At 73.9% G+C, this 22782-nt stretch carries 14 protein-coding genes; 5 read left to right on the forward strand and 9 right to left on the reverse strand.

Features of this window, described 5'->3' with window-relative positions; all coding sequences use genetic code 11:
- Positions 1-40: 40 nt before the first annotated feature.
- The gene (locus WMF31_RS16605) at positions 41-1480 is read left to right on the forward strand and encodes a cation:proton antiporter (RefSeq protein ID WP_436602876.1); all 1440 of its coding nucleotides are present in this window, start codon (positions 41-43) and stop codon (positions 1478-1480) included.
- Positions 1481-1492: 12 nt separating this feature from the next.
- Here WMF31_RS16605 and WMF31_RS16610 read toward each other — a convergent pair whose 3' ends face one another.
- The 7 genes from WMF31_RS16610 to WMF31_RS16640 form a co-directional block, all read right to left on the reverse strand.
- Positions 1493-2140 carry a hypothetical protein gene (locus WMF31_RS16610; RefSeq protein ID WP_436602877.1) on the reverse strand — a complete coding sequence of 216 codons (648 nt, stop codon included), beginning with the start codon at positions 2138-2140 and terminating at the stop codon, positions 1493-1495.
- 288 nt (positions 2141-2428) lie between these two features.
- Positions 2429-3712 (reverse strand): endolytic transglycosylase MltG, encoded by a 1284-nt coding sequence (gene mltG / locus WMF31_RS16615; protein ID WP_436602878.1) that lies wholly within the window; start codon positions 3710-3712, stop codon positions 2429-2431.
- Between the two features lie 61 nt (positions 3713-3773).
- Positions 3774-5330, reverse strand: coding sequence for a vWA domain-containing protein (locus WMF31_RS16620; RefSeq protein ID WP_436602879.1), 1557 nt, complete (start codon positions 5328-5330; stop codon positions 3774-3776).
- Positions 5331-5364: 34 nt separating this feature from the next.
- Positions 5365-7842, reverse strand: a complete 2478-nt coding sequence (locus WMF31_RS16625; RefSeq protein WP_436602880.1) for an NAD(P)-binding domain-containing protein — start codon at positions 7840-7842, stop codon at positions 5365-5367.
- Positions 7826-9589, reverse strand: coding sequence for a pre-peptidase C-terminal domain-containing protein (locus tag WMF31_RS16630; protein WP_436602881.1), 1764 nt, complete (start codon positions 9587-9589; stop codon positions 7826-7828). Before WMF31_RS16630 ends, WMF31_RS16625 begins: the two co-directional genes overlap by 17 nt.
- Positions 9571-12678, reverse strand: coding sequence for a vWA domain-containing protein (locus tag WMF31_RS16635; protein ID WP_436602882.1), 3108 nt, complete (start codon positions 12676-12678; stop codon positions 9571-9573). The genes WMF31_RS16630 and WMF31_RS16635 overlap by 19 nt, the downstream gene beginning before the upstream one ends.
- A 379-nt stretch (positions 12679-13057) precedes the next feature.
- Entirely contained in the window at positions 13058-15451 is a 2394-nt protein-coding gene (locus WMF31_RS16640; protein WP_436602883.1) for a cyclic nucleotide-binding domain-containing protein, read from the reverse strand.
- Positions 15452-15930: 479 nt separating this feature from the next.
- On the opposite strand from WMF31_RS16640, the gene WMF31_RS16645 reads away from it, so the two are divergent.
- Complete coding sequence (locus WMF31_RS16645) at positions 15931-16794, forward strand: hypothetical protein (protein ID WP_436602884.1); 864 nt, start codon at positions 15931-15933, stop codon at positions 16792-16794.
- 159 nt (positions 16795-16953) lie between these two features.
- Here WMF31_RS16645 and WMF31_RS16650 read toward each other — a convergent pair whose 3' ends face one another.
- Both WMF31_RS16650 and WMF31_RS16655 read right to left on the reverse strand, forming a co-directional pair.
- Positions 16954-19170: a hypothetical protein gene (locus tag WMF31_RS16650; RefSeq protein ID WP_436602885.1), complete on the reverse strand. Its 2217-nt coding sequence runs from the start codon at positions 19168-19170 to the stop codon at positions 16954-16956.
- Positions 19167-20384, reverse strand: a complete 1218-nt coding sequence (locus tag WMF31_RS16655) for a serine/threonine protein kinase (RefSeq protein ID WP_436602886.1) — start codon at positions 20382-20384, stop codon at positions 19167-19169. Before WMF31_RS16655 ends, WMF31_RS16650 begins: the two co-directional genes overlap by 4 nt.
- 470 nt (positions 20385-20854) lie before the next feature.
- On the opposite strand from WMF31_RS16655, the gene WMF31_RS16660 reads away from it, so the two are divergent.
- The 3 genes from WMF31_RS16660 (at position 20855) to WMF31_RS16670 (ending at position 22717) form a co-directional block, all read left to right on the forward strand.
- A complete protein-coding gene (locus WMF31_RS16660; protein WP_129348796.1) occupies positions 20855-21049 on the forward strand; it encodes a hypothetical protein in 195 nt (64 codons plus the stop codon).
- A gap of 165 nt (positions 21050-21214) precedes the next feature.
- Complete coding sequence (locus tag WMF31_RS16665; protein ID WP_436602887.1) at positions 21215-21913, forward strand: DUF2914 domain-containing protein; 699 nt, start codon at positions 21215-21217, stop codon at positions 21911-21913.
- Positions 21914-21922: 9 nt separating this feature from the next.
- Positions 21923-22717, forward strand: coding sequence for a hypothetical protein (locus tag WMF31_RS16670; protein WP_436602888.1), 795 nt, complete (start codon positions 21923-21925; stop codon positions 22715-22717).
- The last annotated feature ends 65 nt before the right edge of the window (positions 22718-22782 follow it).

Here is a 22782-nt window from a genome sequence, read left to right on the forward strand (position 1 = left end):
GTTACAAGACCCAGGTGCGACCGACGAACGAGGCGCCACCATGAGCGCCGCAGCCACCTCCGCCGCCGAGCCCGCCGTCGCGCCCGCTGCGCCCACCGAGCCGCACGGCCCTGCCGGCGGACACCCCCACGCGTCGCCGCCCAAGGGGCCGGTGAGCCACCTCACGCACGCGGTGGCGCTCGTGCTCCTGTTCGGGGTGCTGTACGCGACCACGCGCGCGGTCCCGCACGACAACGGGCCGGCGGGGACCATCGCCTCGATCGGCTTCCTCCTCCTGGCGGGCACGCTGGCGAGCGAGCTCGTCGAGCCGCTCCGGCTGCCTCACCTCTCGGGGTACATCCTCGCGGGGCTCATCGCCGGGCCGCACGTGCTCAAGCTGGTCGATCACCACGCGGTCGAGGAGATCTCGCGGGTCAACGCGCTCGCGCTGGCGCTCATCGCGCTGGCCGGCGGCGCCGAGCTCCGGATCGACATCGTCAAGAGGGGGCTGAAGAGCCTCCTCGTGCACAACCTCGTGCAGACGGTCCTCGTGTTCGTGGCGATGACGGGCGTCTTCTTTGCCGCGCGCTCGCTCGTCCCGTTCGCCGCCGAGCTCTCGACCACCGCCGCGCTCGGGGTGGCCATCCTCTGGGGGGTCATCGCGGTCACGCGCAGCCCCTCGGCCGTGCTCGGCATCCTCTCCCAGACGCGCGCGACCGGCCCGGTCGCGATGCACACGCTCGCCTTCGTGATGACGTCGGACATCATCGTCATCGTGGTCACGGCGATCACGCTGTCCACGGTGCGGCCGCTCATCGAGCCGGGCGCGACGATGTCGATGCACGAGATCGAGGTGCTCGGCCGCGAGATCCTCGGCAGCATCTCCATCGGCACGACGCTCGGGCTCGCGCTCGCGGCGTACATGCGGCTCATCGGCCGGCAGCTCATCCTGGTGTTCGTGGCGCTCGGCTTCGGCGCCACCGAGATGCTCCGGTATCTCCGCTTCGACGCGCTGCTCGTGTTCGTGGTGGCCGGGTTCGTGGTGACGAACCTGTCGCGGCAGGGCGAGAAGCTGGTGCACGCGGTCGAGGACGCCGCGAGCGTGGTGTTCGTGCTCTTCTTCGCGACCGCGGGCGCGCACCTCGATCTGCCGCTGCTCGCGCAGATGTGGCCGGTCGCGCTGCTCTTCGGCGGGTCGCGCGCCCTCGTGACCTGGGTCGCGAGCCGCATCGGGAGCCGCGTCGCGGACGACCCTCCGGTGCTCCGGAAGTGGTCGTGGTACGGCCTGATCTCGCAGGCCGGGCTGACGCTGGGCATCAGCCTGACCATCGAGCGGGCGTTCCCGAGCCTCGGGGCCGGCTTCCGGGCGCTCGTCGTGGGGTGCGTCGCGCTGAACGAGATGGTCGGCCCGATCCTGTTCAAGTACGCGCTCGACCGCACGGGCGAGACGGCCGCCGAGGCCTCGCGCGGCTCGCTGCCGGCGCTCGCGTCGCGCGAGTGAGCCGCGGGCCGCTCACGGCGTGAACCGGAGCGAGTAGCTCACCACGGTGGCGCCGCGCCGCGGCTTCAGGAAGTCGATCCGCTCGAAGACGCCGACGACGCAGCGCGTGAACGCCTCGCCCTTGAGGGCGGTCCGCGGCGCTCTCACCTTGGCCTTGCCGCCGTCCTTCTCGATGCGCAGGTCGACGCCGAAGTCGCCGCCCTTCGTGGGGTCCTCGGAGAGGGCGAAGCAGCGGCGGAACGCGTCGAAGTGCGGCGCGACCGAGCGCCGGATCGGCTCCTTGGTGACGTCGTCGTGCGGCCCTCCGCCGATGTGCATCCCGATGTTCGCGACCTTCACGTCGGGGAGCGGTCCATCGTCGGCGGCGGGCGGCGGGGTCGCGTCGGCGGGCGTGGCGCTGGCGTCCGGGGAAGGCGCGGCGCTGGCGCTGGGGGAGGGCGCGGCCGAGGCGGAGGGCGCGGCCGAGGCGGAGGGCGCGGCCGAGGCGGGCGGGAGCGCGGGCGGCGCTGGCGCGGCGCTCGGGGGGGTGGGCTGGGCCGCGTCGGCCCGGGGCATGGCGGCGCGCTCGGCGGTCGGCGGGGCGCTCGAGGAGCAGCCCGCCGCCGCGGCGAGGGCGAGGGGAGCGCAGAGCGCGAAGGCAAGCGGGGAGGGGAGGCGCATGATGGCGCGCGAATCTACTGCGGTGAGCGCAGTGGTCCAGGAAACGATGACGCTGTGCGTTGTGCGATGCGGGCCGCCGTGCACCCGAGCGTCGGCCGCGTCCCGTCGAGGCGCGCGGTGCGCGTGAAGACCTTGGGGGGGCTCGCGAGCTTCTGGGGGCGAGGGCGAGGAGACGTCGAGCGTGGGCTGGAGGGCTTCCGGCGCGCGCGGAGCTTCCGTCGCGGAGAGGAAAGCTTCCGACAGGAGGCGTGTGACGACGCAACGAACCCCCCTACGACTCCGCCTTCCTCATTGCTGCGGCGCCACCGCATCGCGGCGTTTCCTCACCGCATGGTTATGCGCATCCAGGCTCTCGCTGAAGGCGTGCCTCCCCCCTCCCGCCGCCACGAAATAGAGATACTTCGTCGCCGCGGGCGCGAGCACCGCCGCGATCGACGCCGCCCCCGGATTCGCGATCGGCCCCGGCGGCAATCCCGGGTGAGCATACGTGCTGTACCGATTCCGCGGATCCCTCACCACCTCGGGCGTGGGTCTCCCCCCCCACGCTGCGCACGAGGGCGCCTCCTCGGGCCACGCCACGCAGCCGTAGAGCGCCGTCGCGTCGGACTGCAGCCTGCGCAGGGGGCGGAACGTCGGGTCGAGGAGCCGGTTCAGGAACACGCTCGCGATGAGAGGCCGCTCCTCCTCCACGACCGCCTCCTTCTCGACCAGCGAGGCGAGCGTGATCACCTCGCGCCGCCCCCACCCGAGCGTCGCCTGGAGCGCGGCGAGCCCGTCCGCGCGCTGGGCCACGAGCGCCTTCCAGCGCCGGTCCGACTCGTCGACGAGGCGCTTCACGACCCTCCGCGCGTCCGTGTCGAGCGCGAACTCGTACGTCGCCGGAAAGAGATACCCCTCCGCGCTCTCCGCCCCGACGGCGCCGCCGCGCTCGATGCCGAGCGCCTCGAGGAACGCGCCGTCGGCCGTCGCGGAGAGGAACGTCCTCTTCCCCGCGATGCGCAGCTTCTCCAGCCGGGCCGCGATGTCGAAGCGGTTCCACCCCTCGGGGATCGTGATCTTCGCCGTGGGCCGCCCCTCCGCGCGCGTGAGGAGCTGCCGGAGCTCCTTCGGCGTCGCGCCCTCGAAGAGCAGGTGCGGGCCCGGCACGAACGCCCGGGTTCCGCCCGTCGTGCGCAGGTAGAGCGCCATGGCGCGCTCGCTCTTCACGAGCCCCTCGGCCGCGAGCAGCGCCGCCGCCTCGTCCGCGTCGAGCCCGTCGGGCCAGTTGATCTCCACGACGCGCCCCCGATCCGGGGCCCTCGTGCGCCCGAACCAGAGCACCAGCGCGGTCAGCCCCGCGGCCACCACCGCGAGCGCGCCCGCGAGCCCGATCAGCAGCGCCCGCCGGCGCCCCGGGCGGTGCTGCGCCGGGCGCCGCGACGCCGGCGCGCGCTGCCCTGCCCCGGCGCCGCGCGCGCGGCGCGCGGGGGCCGCCTTCCGGGGCGGAGGGGGCTCGCGCGAGGGCGTCCCTTGCGCGCCGTCGCCACCCGTACGGCGGTTTCCCGGTCGGCTCGCCCTCGGTCGCACGCCCACGGCGAGAGTGAAAACCCGAAAGCTCGACCCCTGTCAACGCTCCGCGCCCGGGCCGCGCACGTCAGCGGGCGAGATCCAGGGCCTGCACCTCGTTGCGCCGGACCGCGCTCTTGCCCTCGCGGGACTGCGCCGGCGCCGGCCGCGCCGCCGGCGCCGCCGCGATCTCGCCAGGCCTCGCCGGGGCCGGCGGCGGCGTCGCGAACGAGGGCGCGGCGGAGAAATCCGACGTGGCGCTCTCCAGCGCCGCGATCTGGCCCTCGAAGTCGCGCTCCACGTCCTTTGCGCGGCTCGCCGGGGCGCGGAGCTTCGCCTTGCCGGCCGCGGCCTCGAGCGCCCTCTGCTGCGCCGCGAGCTCGCGGCGCGCCTCGTCGAGCCGCCCCTGCTCGAACAGGAAATTCGCCTGCTTGAGCGTCGCCGCCGTCTCGCTGCGCTGCACGCGCCCCGCGACCAGCGCGTCGAGCTCGCTCGCGTCGACGTCGCGATCCACGACGCCGACGCCCAGCTCGCCCTCGCAGCGGGCGTCGGCCCCCGCGACGAGATCCCGGTACGCGAGCTCGACGCCGGCGAGGGGCGACGCGCCGTCCTGCCCGGCGCCGAGGCCGTCGAGGCGCACCTTGAGCAGGACCGTCTTCACCTCGCCCGCCGCGAACGCGCCGAGCGGCACGACGACCCGGCCCCCGACCCGCCGGAACGAGCGATCGAAGACCCGGTCGAGCTCCACGCCGGGCGCGAGGTCGATCGCGAGCTCCGCCCCGCTCGCGACGGACGCGGTGAGCTGCTCCGCCTCCGCCTCGAAGATCCGCGCGAGCCCGGCGGCGTTCTCCACGAAGTAGTGGCGGCCGTTCGAGTCGAGCGCGATCGCCGACAGGATCTTCTCGTTGTAGTCGACGTCGACGCCGATGGTCGTGATGCTCACGCCGCGATCGCGCGCCCGCTGCGCGATCGCGCGGAAGCCGGGGACGTCGCGCACCCCGTGGTTCGCGTCGCCGTCGCTGAGGACGAGCATCCGGCTCACGCGGCCGCTCGCCGGATCGAGCAGGGCGAGGCCCTCCTCGATGCCGCAGGAGATGCACGTGTCGCCGCCGAGCGCGATGCCCTCGATGCGCGCGAGGATGCGGCCGCGCGTGTCCGGTCCGACGGGCGTGGGCGGCACGACCACGCGCGTCGTGGTGTCGAACGTGACCACCGACACGACGTCGCCGTCGTTCAGGCGGCCGACGGCGGTGGTCGCCGCCCGGACGGCGTTGGCGAGGCGGGTGCCCTTCATCGAGCCGGAGCGATCGATGACGAGCGAGAGGTCCGCCTGCGCCTGCGCCTCCGCGGGCGACGCGTCGCCGCGCACCTCGAACATCAGGAACGTCTCGCGCGCCGAGCGGGGGAGGCGCGCGTGCCCCGCGCGCCCCTCGAGCCTCAGCCTGGACCCGGCGGTGAAGCGGCTCGGATCCGCCGCCGCTACGGCGCCGCCCGCCGCCTCGTCCGTCGCGCGGGGCGGCTCCGCGATCACCTCACCGACGGCCGTCGTGGCGCTCCGGTCCCACGACGGCGCCAGCGAGTGGACGGTGAGGCTCGTGAACATCATGCCGAGGGCGGAGAACAGGGCGACGTGGGTCGGCTTCATGGCTCCTCCAGAGAACTCCGGGCGACCCTCGAGCTTACGGCGGAGGGCCCGGGGGCGTGGTGCCTTGTACGTCGTCCGCTCCCGAACGATCTGACGCCTCGGCGATCTCCGTCGGCCGGACGCCGGCGGCGCGGAGCGCGCTCCAGGGCGCGATGCTCCCGATGAGGACGAGCACGGCGTCGCAGGGGTGCGCCTGCGTCCCAGACGGCGAGGAGAGGGTCGCCACGAGCGCGCCGTCCGGGCCTCCGGCGAGCGCGGTCACGTCGGTCTCGAACCGGAGCGAGAGCCGCGACGCGGCCGCAAGCCGCCGTATTTCCTCGATATTCCGCGACTTGCCGCGGCGGAAGCCGCTGCCGCGGTAGGCGACCGTGACCGCGGTGGCCGGCTGGCGGGACAGCGCGACGGCGGCCTCCATGGCGACGTCGCCGAGGCCGACGATCAGCACCCGGCAGCCCGCGAGGCTCCTGGCGTCGGCGAGGTGGTAGTACACCCGGCCCTCCACGTCGGCGGGCAGGTCGAACGGGAGCCGGCGCGGCGAGCCGCGCTGGCCGAGCGCGAGCAGCACGCGCCGCGCCCGGCGCTCGGTGCGCGGCCCGCCCTCGCGCGGCTCGGTGACCACGACGAAGCCAGCCGCCGCGTCCGCGGCGCCGCGCGCGACCGACACCATCCGGGTCTCTTGCAGGATGGGGAGCCGCTCCTTGCGCACGATGCGGAGCCAGTGGGAGAGGAGCTCCTCCTTCGTCGACTCCTTGAGCCACAGCTTGCCGGCCACGGGCAGGTCGAGCGGCTGATCGAAGACCAGCTTGCCGCGCGGGAAGCTCTGGATGCTCTGCGCCACGCTGCCCTGCTCGATCACCTCGAACGAGAGGCCGAGCTCCCTGGCGCGCAGCGCGGCGCTGATCCCCGCGGGCCCTGCGCCCACGATGATCAGGTCGAGCCCCAGGCCGCCCGGGCCGCCGCGCCGAAGATCCTCCGCGATGCGCGTCACCGCATACGCGCCCTGGTGGATGGCGTTCTTGATGAGCGGCAGGCCGGTGATGTCGCCCGCGAGGTACAGGCCCGGCACGTCGAGGCTCTCGAGGTCGTCGCCGAGGCGCGGCCGGCCTGCGATCGGCGCGCCGCCCTCGATGGTGAGCGAGCCGTTGGGGCAGCGCTGCTCGCACAGCGTGAGGCCGCAGCACGCCTCGGGGCGGGCCACGACCGCGACGTACCGCTCGACGGCGAGCACGTCGTACGGGCACGCGTCGACGCACGCGTAGCAGCCGAGGCAGGTGGTGGGGTCGATGCGGGGCAGGCGCGCGCGCGCCGGCGGTCGCAGCGCCGCGTCGGCCGCGGGCTGCGCCGCCCGCCGCGCGCGCCGCGCCCGGAGCGCGTGGCCGCCGCGGACGCCCGCGAGCGTCAGCGCCGCGGCGGCGAGCCCCGCGCCGATCCAGAGCAGCGCGCGGCGATCCAGGGGGCCGCGCGCCGCGGCGCCGGCCGCCGCCACGACCGGCGCGGCCGCCGCGGCCTCGCGCGCCGCGTCCCAGGCGAGGGCGCGGTCCTCGGTGTGCTGGCCGCCGCAGACGCCGTCCCGGGGGCCGCCGCGGGCTCCTCCGGCGGCTTCCGGGAGGGCCGGGCGGTGCTCGTCGAAGCAGGTGACCGGGCGGGCATCGCCGAGCGCCGCCTGCGCCGCGACGAGGCAGCGCGCGACCGGGTCGCGCGGGGCGCCGAGGTCGTGGCACGGCGCGCAGCTCCCGGCGGTGACGATCGCGACGGTGGCCGGCTGGCTCGGGCGGAAGGCGGTCGCCGGGAGCTCCACCTGGGCGCCCGGCGCGAAGCGCAGCGGCGGCTTGCCCGGCGCGAACACGACCCCCTGGTCCGCGCGGTGGATGGGGTGGCACGTGGCGCAGCGCAGCGCGCCGCTCGCGAGGAGCTGCCCGTGGCGCGCGCGGGTCGAGCCGTGGGGCCCGTGGCAGCCGGTGCAGGCCTGGTCGAGCCGCCGCGCGCCCGGCCGATCCTCCGGCGCCGCGGCGGGCCCTCCGGCGTCGGCGGGCCGCCGTGCCGCCGCGGGGCTCGATGCCGCGGCGGACCGCCGTGCCGCCGCGGGCTCGGGCGCCTGCTCGGCGTGGGCGTGGCAGGACGCGCACGTGAGCCCCGCGCGCGCGTGGGGCAGCGACAGCGGCCCCGGCGCCGCGTGACCCCCTTCCGGGGGGAACAGGAGCGCCGCGGCGCCGGCCACGACCGCGCCCGCGAGCGTGGCCGGCAAGAGGCCGCGGAAGCGGGTGACGTCGGACGTCAGCTCCGCGCGGCGCGCGGCGCGCCCCCGCACGACCTCCCGCGGCTGCGCCGCGCGCTGGCGCGGATCGGACAGGTCCGCGCGGTAGAGCGTCCTCGAGAGAGCAGGAGAGCGCGACGCGGGATCGGGAGAGCGCGACGCGGGATCGGGAGAGCGCGACGCCGCCTGTTCCGCGGCGCCGCCGGGAGGTGCATCCGCCCGGCGGCCCCCCCCGGTCGCGCTAGAGGAGCGTGACATTCAGTCGATAGAAGAAGGTCGCGTCGGGGACGAGCTGCGCGGCCCGGACCCGCACGTAGTAGGTGCCCGCGGCGAGGTCCGGCACCGAGGCGAAGGAGCAGTACCCGAGCCCCGAATCCTCGTCGGATGCCAGCACGGTGCTCCCGTCGCTGCCCAGGATCTCGATGAAGCTGTCGAGCTGCCCTGCCATGCACGCGCCGGTGCCGTTGTCGCTGACGACGACGTTCAAGGTCGAGCTCGGCCCTGGCACGCTCACCGCGATCACGTCGACGTCGCCCGCGGGGGCGATCTCGGCGAGCCACGGGGCGGCGTGGTCGTTCGCCTGCGCGGGGGTGTTGTTGGGCTCGGTCTCGTCGAGCTCGAAGCGGCAGGTCGGGCCGCACCCGTCGCCGGCCGTCGTGTTCCCGTCGTCGCACTGCTCGCCGGCGGTCATGTCCCCGTCGCCGCAGACCTCCTCGATCATCGTGACGTCGAGCCGGTACGGGAACGTCGGCAGCGCGGCGCCGGGCCCCGCCGTGACCCGGACGTGGTAGGTGCCCGCCGCGAGCGACGGCGCGACGGCGCGGGCGCACTGCCCGGTGCCGCCCCGGTGGGCGCGCACGAGGAGATCGCCGCTGTCGTCCAGGATCTCGAGGGTGCTGTCGAGCCGGTTGCCGATGCAGTCGGCGGTCGTGACGCTGATGGTCTCCGCGATGAGCACCGTGGGGCCCTGCGGCACGACGACGCTGACGACATCGACATCGCCGGCCGGCGCGATGGCGGCATAGAACGGCGTCTCGTAGGGGGTGGCCGAGGCCACCGTCTCGTTGGGCTCGACCTCGGTTGGCTCGAGCCGGCATTCATCGCTGCACCCGTCGCCTTCTTGCCCGAGGGGGTTGTCGCACTCCTCGGTCGGATCCTGGATCCCGTCGCCGCAGACGGTCGTTCGGCTCCTGAGGGCCAGCTCGAACGGCCCTGCCTGGTCCCCGTCCGCGCCGGTGACGACCACGTACATGCTGTCGCCCTCGCGCACGGGCACCGTGAGCCGCGTGTCGACGCCCGTGCCCGCGCTGAAGCCGCTGCACTCGATCTCCGACGCGGCGTCGTCGCAGGCGCTGCGCAGGACGACCGCGAGCCTCGCGTCGGTCCGCGGCGTGAGCACGATGTCCAGGAACCCGGTGGTCGTCGCGGTGAACGTGTAAGCGACCCCCGGGCTCCCCAGCGTGCAGGCGCTCGCGACGGTCGCGTGACCACTCGTGTCTCCCGTGACGAACGCCGGGTCGGACAGGTCCTGGGGCGCGGCGCACATGTCCGCGCATGCCCCGCTGCAATCCGGATCCGCGCAGTCGACGAGCCGGTCACCGTCGTTGTCCCGCCCGTCCTGGCACCCCTCGTCCCCCGAGCAGCCCGACGTGTCGACCGTGCAGGCCGCGCTGCACCGGAGCTCGCCGTCGTCGAACCCGAAGCTCCGGCAGCTCGCGATCCCGAGATCGGGGCCGTCGCACGCCTCGCCCGGGTCGGCGACGTCGTTCCCGCACGTGGCCGGGGCGGCGCCGCCGGCGCCCGCGCCGCTTCCGCCGCCGCCCGCGCCGCCGGCGCCCGCACCGCTCCCGGCGCCGCCATCGCCGCCTGCGGTGCCGGTCCCGGTCGTCCCCGGCCTGGGCCTCGCGGGCCCCCCGTCGTCTCCGCCGCACGCCGAGGCCGCCGCCGTCGCGGCGCCGAGCAGGGCAACTGCCGCGATGGTGCGGCTCACTCCGAATCTGGACATGAATACGTGATCTCCCAGTCCTGCACCTGCGCGCCGCCCTCGCTGGCGCTCGTCGGATGGAGCCTCATCCGGAGCTCCAGGTAGTCCCGCCGGGCATCCGGCAGCTCACCCAGCACCTCGAAGAGGTCGACCGCGCAGGTCGGCGTCGAGGTCTCGTCGCAGATCTGGGTGTCCGTCGGCGTGGCGCTGGCGGTCGCCGCCTGCCTCACCGTCGCGGCCTCGAGCGCCTCGGGGTCGTCGGCCGATCGCACGAAGAACTCGATGCGCGAGTCGCCGGGGGTCGACGTGCGGTACCGGAGGTACCCCCACTGCGCCTTGGTCCCCGGCGGGCAGACCGCGTGGTAGCGCTCCCAGCTCGTGTCGATGGCCGACAGGCCCGTCTCCACGCAGGGGACGATCGCCCGGACCTTCCCGCCCGCCTGCTCGCGGACGCTCTCGCAGGTCCCGGGGCAGAGCCGCACGCTCGAGTACGTCGCGTCCGGGAAATACCAGCCGGTGGTGCCGGCGCCGCAGCTGGCGGCGTCGGGCACGCGCGTGAGCAGGGTCTCCGTGCCGGCGTTGTTGACGTGGATGACGGACACCGCGTTCGGGTCCGAGGCGCCGGCGACAGGGACGGTGACGTTGCAGGGGAGCACCTCGCCGCGGATGGAGACGAGCGCGTTGCGGAGGCTCCCCCGCAGCGTTCCTCCGGCGCTGAGGTTGAACGCCCGTCCGCCGCCCGCGTCCGCGATGAGGTTGATGACCTCGGGGTTCGAGCCGCCGAACCCGACCATGTGCACGCGGACGCCGTGATTCTGGAAGGCGTCCCGCGCCAGGTCCGCGATGGTGTTGGGGGCGGTGACGCAGTCCGTCGGGATGCCGTCGGTGACCAGCACGACCGCGACCTCCTCCTCGGGGTGGGCGTTCTTGTAGTTGATGGCCCAGGTCGTGGCGCCGTGCAGCGCGCCGTACATCGGCGTCCCGCCGGCGGGCGGCTCGACGCTATCGATCGCGCTGATGAGCCTGACCTCTTGCTGATCGATCGGCGCGAGGTCGGCGGTCAATCGCTGGGCCGTGGTGCCGTCGAACGGGACGATCGGATTGGCGCAGCCGTCGTACTGGCAGTAGGGATCGCCGTTGCAGTTCCCGGGGTTGTTGTGCGGCCAGAACCTGAGCGCGACGCCGAGCCCCGCCGACTCCGGATCGGCGAAGAAGTCCTTCAACGCGTCGGTCGCCGGTTCCCACCGATCGTCGCTCACGTCCTCATTCGCGTTGTTCCGCACCATCGAGAGCGACTTGTCGAGCGACACGAACAAGGTGACCGGCCGGACCAGCGAGATGCTGGCCGTGGCGATGCAGCCAGGGGACTGGCACTCGGCCGACTGGTAGACGCTCCCGTTGTTGCCGCACTGGCACTCGACGACCGTGTCCGGGCCAGGGGGATTGACGAAGAGCTCCATTCCATCCGTGAGGCCCGCGCAATCGGCGACGCTGATGCACTCGCCGGGATCGATCGGCAGCGCCGTCGTGCAGGCGACGGTGCCCCCGGTCGGGTTGCACGCGTCCAGGATCCGGCCCGGGGCGGAGGACGGGAGCTGCCCCGCGCCCGCGGGGTACGCGCGAATCTCGATACCCGCCGGGGCCTGCGTGTTGCCGCGGTTGCACACGGGGATCGTCCCGCCGCACGGCACGCCGAGCGTGAGGTCCACGCCGCCGCAGTCGGGGTTCGTCTCGTTCGGCAGGTACGACTTGCAGAGGCCGCGCTGCGGGCAGGTCTCGCCGCAGACCGTCTCCACGAGATCCACGCAGCGCTGGGACCACTCGCCGTTGAGCGCGCAGCAGCTCGGCTCCTCAGCGCAGATCTGGGTGACGCACGGATCGCAGCTCGCGATCAGCCGGGGGCCGGTGTGGCACTTGTCATGGGCGCACGAGCCGCTGGTCTCGCAGCTCGCGCCGCACCTCGCCTCGGCCAGCTCCACGCAGGCGTTGGTCCAGCCCGAGGACGAGACGCACGTCTTGCCAGGGCAGTGCGTGGCGACGAGGTCGACGCAGTGCTGGGTCCAGCTGCCGTTGCACGCGGTGGTGCCGTCCGGAACCAGCCCTGGCGGGCAATCCATACCGGCTATTCTGCTGCACTTGCCTCCGGGCTTACACTCGCTCCCCGGTCCCACTGCTGCGATGCACGGCAGATGGGGGTTCTCGGAGAGATCGTCGGGGAACGGGTTGCAAAGCGGCGCGCAGCAGCGCGGATCGGCCTCGCAGATCGCCGCGATGCACGGATCGCCGCAGATCGTGTTCATGTCGGTGGCTATCCCGGTGGCTACCTCGCAGGCGTCGTGGCCGCATTCGCTCGGCACGGCGGTCTGGACGCAGCAGGCCGGGTTCTCCTCGCAGACCTTCGTGACGCAGGCGTTGCAGGTCGAGAGCAGCGCGCCGCCGTCCGCGCACAGGTCGTGCGCGCACGCGCCCACCGACGGGGCGGAGCAGTACTGGTCGAACTGGCAATCCTCGGCGGTCGTGCAGGGCTGGTGCGTTCCCTGCCGCGCGACCGTCTCGGGCAGCTCGTTGATGTCCCCGACCGACCACGTGTACGACGTGCCGTCCCCCTCCAGCACGATGGGACCGCCGTCCGGCGTCTCCTCGAACGACTGACAGCTCGGGTCGCACGGATTGGTCGCGCACAGACCCCCATTCGAAGCCTCGGAGTTGGCGAGCGGGCGCGGATTCGCGCCCTCGCCGCCCCCGCGGGGCCCGGGGCCGAGCGGCGACCTCCGCATCGTCGTCGTGCCGCTGCACGCGCCGAACTTCCCGCCCTCGCACCGCCGGATCCCGTCCAGGCACGTCAGCACGCCCGCGTGCTCGCCGACGGTGAGGTGGCACTCCACCACCTCGCCCTCGGCGCACGGTCCGCCCGTCCCCCCGTCGGAGCCGCCGCCCGTGGCCGCCCCGTCCCCGGGCCCCGGGAGGCCGCTGTTGTTCCCGCTGCACGCGCCGGCGATGACCGCCGCGGCCGTGAACAGCGTGATGAGCAGCAACGCTCTCGGCGCCCACGCCTCGGCGGAGCCTGATCGGGAGAGCGCTCCCTTCCACTTGGTCGAGGGGCCAGCCATCGGCTTTTCTACCTCCAACTCGGGTGCAGTTCGGAAAATTGTACCTGGGCGCAGAAGGCAAAGTCCAGGCCCGTCGTCAACGCGCAGCGGAGCGCGCGAAAAGCGGTCGCAGCGCACGCGCGCGGCGCCCCCGGGCGCGGAGAGGGCCGGGCGGCGCGCCTCGCGACGCACAAAGAAATGCCGCGCCTCGCAACGGTTTCATAGCGAGCCCGGTGGATCGCCGACCGTCGGCCGCGCCGCGGTCCCTCGCGATGTGGGGGACAGTGCGTGAGATGCGATGTGGGCGACGGCGCATGAGGCGATGTGCGCGACGGTGCGTGATGCGATGTGGGCGACGGCGCATGATGCGATGTGGGCAATGGTGCGTGGCGTATCGCGCTCATCGAACCCCGCTGGCGGCCGTGATCGCGTGGAGCGCGAGCAACGCGACGGCGACGCCGAAGGTGACGATGTGCACCGGCAGGCCCGCGCGGAGCGCGAGGAGGAGCGCGCGCTGGGCCCGCAGGGCGCGCAGCTCCACCGCGATGCGGATGAGCTCGGCCAGGCCGGCGAGGCGCTCCGCGCCGCGCCCCTCGAGGACGGCGTCGATGCGGGCGCGCAGCGCGCGCTCCTCGGCGCGCAGGCCGCGCCCCGACGCGAGGAGCGCGAGCGGGCCGAGGGGGCTCCGCACGTAGGGCACGAGGACCTTCTCGACGATCTTCTTCACCAGATCGCTGCGGCCGCTCACCTCGCCGTAGAGGCGCTCGAGGAGCTCGGCGCGGGCCGCGGCGAAATCCTCGGGGAGCGCCGCGGTGCGCTCGATCCGCGCGAGGCGCCGCGGCGCGAGCCGGTAGGCGGCGGCCGTGAACGCGCCGGCCGCCGCGGTCGCCCAGAAGACGAGGTGCAGGGCCGCCCCGAGCGTCGGGCGGCCGGACCGCGGCCACGGCGCGTGCGCGAGCGCGAGGCCGGCCGTGACGAGGCCGGTCGCGAGGTGACCCGACAGGTGCCAGCGCAGTCGGCTCCGCACGGGCGCGGCGTCACCGGTCTCCCTGGTCGCTGCGTCGGGCGCGGCGTCGCCGGTCTCCCTGGTCGCTGCGTCGCCGGCGCCCCTGGCCGCGCCGCCCCGCCGCCGGGGCCGCATCCACAGCCACCGGGCGGCGCGCTTCGGGACGGCGTACAGCAGGAGCAGCGCGATCCCGGCCGCCGCGGCGGCGCCCGCCCAGAGGGCGGCGCCCTCGCCCGGCCGCGCCCCGCCGCCCGCGTGCGCCATGAGCCCCGCCGCGCCGATCCCGGCCGCGGCGATCGCGCTCCCGGCGAGGAGCGCCGCGTCGCCCCGCGGCGCGCCCCCGCTCGCGCCGCGCTCCTGCGCGCGCCGCGCTCCGCCGAGCAGATCGCGGACGTCGGCGATCTCCTCCGCCGGGTTGACGCGGAATATCGAGCCCGTGGGACAGGCCTGCACGCACGCGGGGCCGTCGTGCTCGCGGCAGAGATCGCACTTGACCGCGAGGTCCGGGAAATCGGCGCCTCCCCGCGCGCCCCCGCCCGGGCGCGGCGCGGAGGCGGGCCGCGGCGCCATCACGATGTTCTCCCAGGGGCACGCCTTGGCGCAGGCGCCGCAGCCGGTGCAGAGCGCGTCCCGGATGACCACCTCGCCCCCCGTGTCCTTGCCGATGGCGCCGGTCGGACACTCGATCATGCAGGCGGGGCGCTCGCAATGCTGGCAGGAGTTCGGCAGGAGGAGGCTCCGCGGCGCCGCCTGCCGGGCGATCCGCCCCGCGTCGTCGCCGCTCTCTTCCACGCGCGCGACCACCTTGTCGCCGCGGCGGACGAGCCGCGAGGCCCCGTGCAGGTCGGCGCAGGACCACGCGCAGTGCCCGCACCGGGCGCACGTCTCGAGGTCGATGACCAGGAGCGACCGCGCGATCTGCAGCCGGTAGAGATCCCGGAACACGTGCGCCGTGTGGTGGCGCGCGGGGCCGGCGACGACCGCGTCCTGCGCGGCGTGGCGCTCGCCGGTGAAGCGCCGGAGCCGCGGGATCAGGCCCGGGTGCTTCCGCGCGAGGGCAGCGAACACCCCCGCGGGGACGGACAGCAGCGTCGTCGCCCCGCTGGCCACCGCGGTCGCCTCCCGGCAGCGCCCGTCGTCGAGCTCGACATCGCCGAAGAAATCGCCCCGGGTGAGGTAGGCGCGCACATGGATGCGATCGCCCTCCTCGGCCTGGATCTGCACCATGCCGTCGGCGATGAGCCACAGCTCGGTCGCCGGATCCCCGGCGCGATAGACGGCCTGCCCCCGCTCGAAGCGGCGGTGGCTCGCCGCGTCGAGGAGGGCGTCGAGGTCTCCGGGATCGAGATCGCGCGTGAAGGCGAGGGTGCCGAGGAGGTCGCGCGTGGCGCTCCTCCAGAGCGCGCGCTCGAGCTCCTCGGCCGCCTCGGCGTTGCCGGAGCGGCCGGCGGCGCGGCGGAACAGGTGGACGGGGATCTCGGCGAGCACGCTGGGCGCGAGCGCGACCGCGGTGGTCCTGCGCGGGGTGCCCACCACGGCTTCCTCGCCGAGGACATCGCCCGGAGCGGCCGCGCGCACCTCCGTGTCGCGGTCGTCTCCGCGGCGCGTCGCGCGCAGGCCGACGCGCCCGGACGCCACGACGAAGAAGGCGTCGCCGGCGTCGCCGGCGCGATAAACGACCTCATCCGGAGCGATCGAACGGAGCCTGCCCGCCCCGGCGATCTCTCGCCGGGCGCGCTCGTCGAGCCCTCGCAGCCAAGGTGTGTTGAACACCCCTGGCGGCCACATGTGGTCGCGTTGGAATTCTGCATCGTGCACGTTTTCTCGCGTGTGGTCTGATGAGGGCATCAGCACGGCTCCCGGTCGCTGCGGGCGGGGGTAGGCTCCGGAGGGGCAGGCCGGCGATCGGAGCCAACGTCTCGCAAATGAAGGGAAATTCGCCGCGAAGATCGACCCCGAGACGCGCGCCCGGGCGACGACGCACCACTCCGCGGGACATCATCGCTTCATACCATCACGCATCCGCTGTCTCGAAGGACGACATGGTCTTACTTCATGTTCGAGGAACACATAACAAGCAGAAGCGAACGAAAAAAAAAGACGGCGCCCGGAGAAGGGCCTTGACACCCAAGCCGAACGTCGTGAATATCCATCCTGCTATACTCGGCATCTTCGGCGCCAGGGTTCGTTTGGTGGCTCAGCATGAAATGACGGGCATCTGCTCCAGAGCACACATGCAAGGTCATTCAGATCAACGAGGTAGATGTATGAGTAGGCGCACGACGAGTTTAGCTGTCGCATCCCTGGCTGCCGCGTCCTTCGTCACGTTCGATCCGGCGCCCGCGAGCGCCCAGGTCCAGAAGGACCACGTGGATTACGCCCTCGAGATCGCCGAGAACGCGGTCGTGAACGAGTGGAGCTCCAGCACCGAGGGCGGGTGTTACGTCAACTGGGAGGAGCCGTCCGAGACCCATCCGGCGTGGTCCGCCAGCACCAAGGCCGCGTGCTTCTTCACGCTGTCGCTGCGGAAGGCGATGGGGTACTCGCCGGCAGACCTCTACAACATGTGGGACTCGACCAGCCCCACGTCCGACTACTACTTCCAGCTCATCAGCATGAGCCCGGCGCTCGGCGCGCCGACCCCGTGGGTCGAGACGCACTTCCGCCGCGTCACCAAGGCGGTGGATATCCAGAAGGGCGACGTCCTCGTCGTCGGCCTCGTGAGGGAGGACGGGGACGAGGACGGGGACGGGATCGAGGACGAGGTGCTCTACAGCGGTCACACGGTCATGATCACGGGCCCGGCCGTCGAGCTCACCCGGCAGATCATGCCCCGCTACTCGGGGACGAAGCAGTACATGGTGCCGATCGTGGACTCGACCAACTCGCCGCACGGGTGCAACCTCGGCGAGTACTCGGACAGCAGGTGCGCGACCGGCGAGGGCGGCATCGGGGTGGGCTACATGCGCGTGTACACGGACTCGAGCACGGACATCCTGCTCGGCTATACCTGGAGCCTCACCTCGTCGTTGAAGAGCTATGAGTCCCCGTCCAAGCAGCCCTACCGGATCGCCAGGCTGGTCAAGCTGCCTCCGCCGGAGTCGACCGAGCCGCCCCCGCCTCCTCCCTGATCGTCCGGGACACCTCTCATGAGCGCGACGGGCTGAACATTCCAGCTCCACCTCAGCGAAGCCCTTACCCCGCAGGCCGGGGTGGGGGCTCGCCCCTATTTGTGCTCCGGCGCGTCGGGGCGCCTGTCTCTCCGGCGGATCCATCGCGGTGACCTCCCGTCAGCGGATCTCCACCTCGGCGCGCGCGAGCTCGACGACCTCGAGGCGATCGAGCATCGCGCCGGTGACGAGCGGTCCGCTCGGCCTGAGGCCGCGCCGCGCCTGCTCCCGCTCGTACGCGGCGAAGGCGCGGATCAGGAAGGGGGGAAACGCCCGGAACAGCAGCCTCGCCTCCGCCCGGAAGGGGCCGCGCCGACCCCCGGTCGAGAGCTCGTACGTGTACCGGATCGGCACGCCCGGCGGCACGGAGCGCGTGTCGATGATCGCGTCGGGCCCTTTGACGACTCCGCGGCTCGCGTCCAGCGCGCCGACCGGGAAATAGACCTCCAGAAACGCGTTGGGCCCCGAGAGGTTCGAGCCGCACGCCCCGGTGTCCGGGTCGTAGTCGCCGTCGGCGAAGCGGTCGGCGTGGTGGAGCCCCTGGCCTGGCCCGGGCTGACAGGTGCCGTCCGCGGCCACGACGCCGATGCAGCGGACACACCGCAGGAACCCGTTCTGAAAGTTGATGAGCCCTCGCCCGCGGAACGACGTGCCGCCGAGCCGCGGCGGTGGATCCCAGCGGGGGACATCGGGGCCGTCGCGAACGTCGGCGCCGAACAGGCCTCCTCGGGCGCTCGTTGCCCCGAAGGGGGCGTTTGCGTCCGGATCCGTGGTCACGCGGGCGAACACCTTGTCTCGCAGATCCTCGTCGGCGCGGTCGACGCGCCCGACCTCGTAGAGCACTCGCCCGTTTCCATCCTTGACCGCGAGGTGAATCCAAATCTCGCGCTCCTGGCTGAAGCCGGCCGGCACCTTGTGTCCGGCGCCTGTGTTCTCGATCTCGACCGGGATCTCGAGGCGATCGCCGCCCGCGCCCGCGCGCCTCGCGGCGCCCAGCCCGAAGCGGAACGTGCGCCGGAGGAGCATGTCGCGGCGGCGGCGCGCGCTGGCCGGGATGCCGTGGACATCGAGCGACGGCTCGTCGACGAGCGCGTCGGGGAACTCGTCCGAGAGCGGCACATCGACCCCCGAGAAGTAATGCGTCGCGACCTCCGACGGAGCGGCGGAGTCGTGGGCCACCCGGCCTCGCGGCCGCGCGCCCGGGGGGCGCGGCGTGAAGCGCGTGCCCGGCGGGCACTCGGGATCCTGCCCGGGCGCCCCGGGGGCCGCCTCGCAGACGCCCGGGTACGTGGTCATGTGGCAGTCCTGGCAGGTCGCCGCGCGGCGGCCCGCGCGCTCCTCGGATCTCGCCCAGTCCGACCACTCGGTGTACGCATTGCGCAGGCGCTTGAAATGCTCGCCCTTCGCCGCGGCGAGGCTGTCGGTGCCGAACAGGCGCACGTCGTGACAGGCGCCGCAGAACTCGCTCGAGCGCAGGTAGGCCTTCGCGCGTCCCGACGGTCGCCCGTGCACCACGGGATCGGCTCCGCCGCCCGGGTCCGCCGGCGGGGGCCCGGCGCGAAGGGCGGCGCTCCGGCCCGCGGGGAGCAGGAGCTCGTCCGGGCGCAGCGCGTAGCCGCTGTTCGCGATGCCGAACAGGCCGCGCACGTCCTCGGGGCGCGCCGCGAAGACGGCGCCCGTCACGGTGGACCTCCACGTCGGGTTGCCCTGGTAGCCGGCGCGCTCGCGCGGGCCGACCGGGCCGTGCACCTGGTGGCAGAAGCCGCACGAGATCCCCTCGAGGCCGCGGCGGGTGAGCAGGTCGCGCACGGGGAAGCGCGTGCGCGGATCGCCGCCGGGGCGGCCGTCCCACGCGGGCATGGCGGGGTCGAGGTTCTCCGCGGGCGCGTGGCAGTTCACGCACCAGTGCTCGCCGCCCGAGCCGGTCACCGCGAGGCCGCTCTGCCGATCGCGGCAGGCCCGCGCGGGATCGGCCTTGCGCAGGATGCCCGCGCCGTCCGGGCAGCCGGCGTCGCGCCCGACCTGCTCCTCGATGAGGCTCTCCAGGGCGTTGAAGAGCGGGCTCGTCACCGCGTGCGCCATCACCGAGCGGCGCCACTCCGCGGCCTGGCGGCCGTGGCACGCGGCGCAGTCCTGCGCCGAGGTCCGCGGCTGCGCGAGCGGGAGGGCCGGCGCCACGGCGGCGCTCGGCCGCGCGCTCGCCCCGGGGCCGGATCGCGAGGGCGCGAGCGCGGCCAGCGCGGCCGCGGCGACCAGGGCGCCCACGCCGAGCGGCGCGAGCTGCCGCAGGCGCGCGATCGCGCCGCGGCCCGCGGGGGCCGGCGATGCGCGCCTCACCGCGCCCCCGCCGGCGGGGCCGGGATGGCGGCGCTGTCGGGCGGCTGCGGCGCGCTCGGCGTCGAGCGCAGCGCGTACGTCCCGAGGCCCGCGAGCGCCGACAGCGCCACGATGATCGCGATCGCGACCCCGGTCGGGACGTCGCGCGTCCGGTCGAGCTGGTCGACGAGGGCGATCGTATCGGCGGGCGGCGCGCCCGCCCCGGAGGAGATGCGCGCGTCGCCCGGCGCGCTCTCCCGCGCGGCGCGGCCCGGGCGCGACGGCGACGGCGTCGCGTCGCGGTCGCCGCCGGTCCTGCGCTCGCCACCTGTCCCGCGGTCGCCGCTGGTTCCGCGGTCACCGCTGGTTCCGCGGTCGCCGCTGGTTCCGCGGTCGCCGCCTGTCCCGCGCGGCGATGTCGTCGCCGCCTGGAACGGCTCCAGCCGGTCCACGATGTCCTGCGCGAGGTACGGTCGGTCCTCGGGCGCCTTCTCGAGCAGCGCGAAGAGCAGCTGCTCGATGCCGCGGGGCAACGCGCCCCGCACGTCGTCGTCGAGCGGCGGCGGCTCCGCCGTGCACTGCAGGTTGAGCAGCTCCCGCGGCGAGGCCGACTGGAACGGCGGGCGCCCGGAGAGCGCCTCGTACAGGATGAGCCCGAGGCAATAGAGATCCGAGCGGTGGTCGATGGAGCGCGCGTCGATCTGCTCAGGGCTCATGTATTGCAGGGTGCCGACGCTCTGCGTGTTGGTCTGGTTCATCGCCTCCACGACCTTGGCGATGCCGAAGTCCATCACCTTCACGCTGCCATCCCGCTGCACCATGATGTTCTCGGGCTTGAGATCGCGGTGGATCACCGGCGGCTCTTGGCCGTGGGCCGCGGCGAGCGCGCTCGCCACGGAGGCGACGATCCGCACCGCCTCCGGCCAGGGGAGCCGACCTGCGGCGCCCAGCACGGATCGCAGCGTCTGGCCGTCGAGGTACTCGAGCACCATCACGAGCTCGCCGGAGGCCTCCAGGCTGGCGAGGCTCCGGACGACGTTCGGGTGCTCGAGGCGCGCGAGGATCTGCATCTCGTTGAGGAAGAGGCGCCGTCCCTGCTCGCTCCGGGCGAGCTCCGGGCGGAGCACCTTCAGCGCGACCCGCCGGCCCGACAGGCGCTCCTCGCCCTCGTAGACCTTGCCCATCCCCCCCTCGCCGAGGAGGCGCCGAACGAGGTAATCGCCGATCTGCTCCATGCGCGCCGTCTCCTCTCTCAGGCCGGGGCGTAGCTATTACGTACGAGCAGGGCCCAGGGCTTACACGGCAACCCGTCTTCCGAGCGCCGCCGGGTCAGGAGCCACGGTGCCTCCGGGGCCGACGCGCAGGCGCGAAGTCACCAGACCTCACGTTCCTGCTGGTATCGCGCTCCTGAAGAGCCGTAACAGAAGAGTGCGGTCCGGGCAGAACTTTCGGTGTCCTGTCGCATCACGTGCGCCACGCGAACCACGCGAACCGCGCGAGCCCTGGGAGCATGCGACATGAAAGACGATGGACAGAACCCAGAAGAAGAGATTTTTCTGGTGATTTTCAGTCGGGATTATGACTATTCTGCGAACACTGGCGTTCCCGCGCCTAGCTCGGTTTTCGCCTCGGGTACGGTGCACGAGAGTGCAGACAGGCCGGACGGGGCGTGCGTCTCGATGTTGAAGGGGGCAAGGAGCTGGAGATGAAGCAGATCGCAGCGGCAGGCTCGGACCATCCGTCTCGGGAGGCAAGCCAGGGATCCCGGGCGACGACGGCACGAGGTGCGAGCGGGGGGCTGCTCATCCTCATGATCGAAGACAGCGCGGTGACGGATTTCGGTGATGCGTCAGAAGGTGAATTGGCAAACAGCCCACGCTGGTCCCGCTTGAAGCGTTGAGGCGGGGCGCCTCGAGGCGCGCGCCGGGAGGGGGCCCCGCCGACGGACCGGCGCGCGGCGCCGCGGTGACAGGGGGGCCCCGGCGGCCGGGTGGCCGTTTTTTCGCCCGTTCGGCTGAACCGTGGCACTTCGTCGGGCGTGGACACCCGGGGAACGACACGGAGGATGAGGATCCTGGCGCTGGCGACCGCCGCTCTCGGCGGGGCGGCGTCCGGCTGCAGCGATCCGAGCGAGGCCATCGCGCGGATCGTCCGGGAGGAGCCTCCCGCGCTGAGCCGGGCGGCCCAGGAGAGGCCGGGCAGCGGGCCGGAGGGCGACGCGCCGCCGAGCTCGGCGCCCGCGGACGGCGTGGCCGGAGCGGAGGACAGCGGGGCAGAGCGCGTCGCGGAGAAGGGCGCGTCCCGGGCAGCGCGCGGGGCGGCAAAGGAGCGGCGTCGCAGGTCGGGATCGGCCACGACGGCGCGCGCCGCGGACGGCGCAGGGCGCGGGGCGCAGATCGGCGCGGAGGACGGGGGCGCGGTCGCGGTCCCCGAGCTCGAGGTGGTGCGGCTCGTCGTCTCACGCGGCATCGCCGGCCGCGAGCCGATCGAGGCGGCGACCTCGTTCTCTCGCGCGGAGGCCGACCGCCTCTACGCCTTCGTCGAGCTCTCGAACAAGGAGCAGGCCGCCTCCGAGATCCGCGTCACCTTCACGCCGCCCGACGGGAGCGCGCCGCTGCGCATCCGCCTCCCGGTCGGCGCGCAGCGGCGCTTTCGCACGTGGGCGGCGACGCGCAAGGCGCGCGCGGCGGGGGTCTGGTCGGTGGCGGTCAGCGACGCGGCGGGCGGCGAGCTCGCGCGCGCCTCGTTCACGATCACGAAGTAGGAGGCGCCCGTGGCTCGCAAGTTGCGCTCGCGATCCTCCTCTCTCCAGCGCGCCCGGCTCGCCGCGGCCCTGCTCCTCGCGCTCGCCGCCGGAGGCTGCGCCTCCCGGCCCGCGCCCGAGCCCGAGCTCTCCGGCGCGCGACGGGCGTCGCCCTCCGCGAGCGCCCCCGGCGCGCAGGTGGGGATTCATTTCTGGATGCCCGACGGACCCGCGGCCAGGGTGCTGTCGCTGCAGGTCCCGGAGGGCGACGACGGGCCGGACGAGCCCGGGAGGGAGGCGCGCGCCTCCTCCCGGCGGCGCGCGCCGTCGCCGGGGCCGGAGGAGGAGCGCCGTTACGTGCTGCTGACCGGCATCACCCTCGCGCCCGCCGTGGAGCAGAAGGTCGCGGAGATCGCCGACGCCTATTTCCGGCGGACCGGAAAGGAGATCGTGGTCACGAGCGGCACGCGGGATCCCGCGCGGCAGGCGGAGGCGATGCTCGATCTCTTCCGGCACGGCGCCGATGTCCTCGGCCTGTACAGGGACAAGACGGCGGCGCGCGAGATCCTGAGCGCCTACGAGGAGGCGCGGTCGGCCGGGCTGCCGCCCGGGGCCGTGACCGCGGCCATCGAGGAGGTGATTCGCTCCCAGGTCGAGCGCGGCGTGTTCATCTCGGCGCACCTCCGGGAGGGCGCGGTGGACATCCGGAACCGGGACATGACCTCGGCCGAGAAGCGCGCGTTCCTCGACGGCGTGGAGGAGGTGGGCGGCGTGTTCGCGCTCGAAGAGTCGCGGCCGCCGCACTTCCACCTGCAGGTCGACTGAGCCCGCCTGCGGGTCGACTGAGCCCGCCTGCGGGTCGACTGAGCCCGCCTGCGGGTCGACGGAGT

The organism is Sorangium sp. So ce1036 (genome assembly GCF_051369805.1).
Lineage (GTDB): Bacteria > Myxococcota_A > Polyangia > Polyangiales > Polyangiaceae > Sorangium > Sorangium cellulosum_F.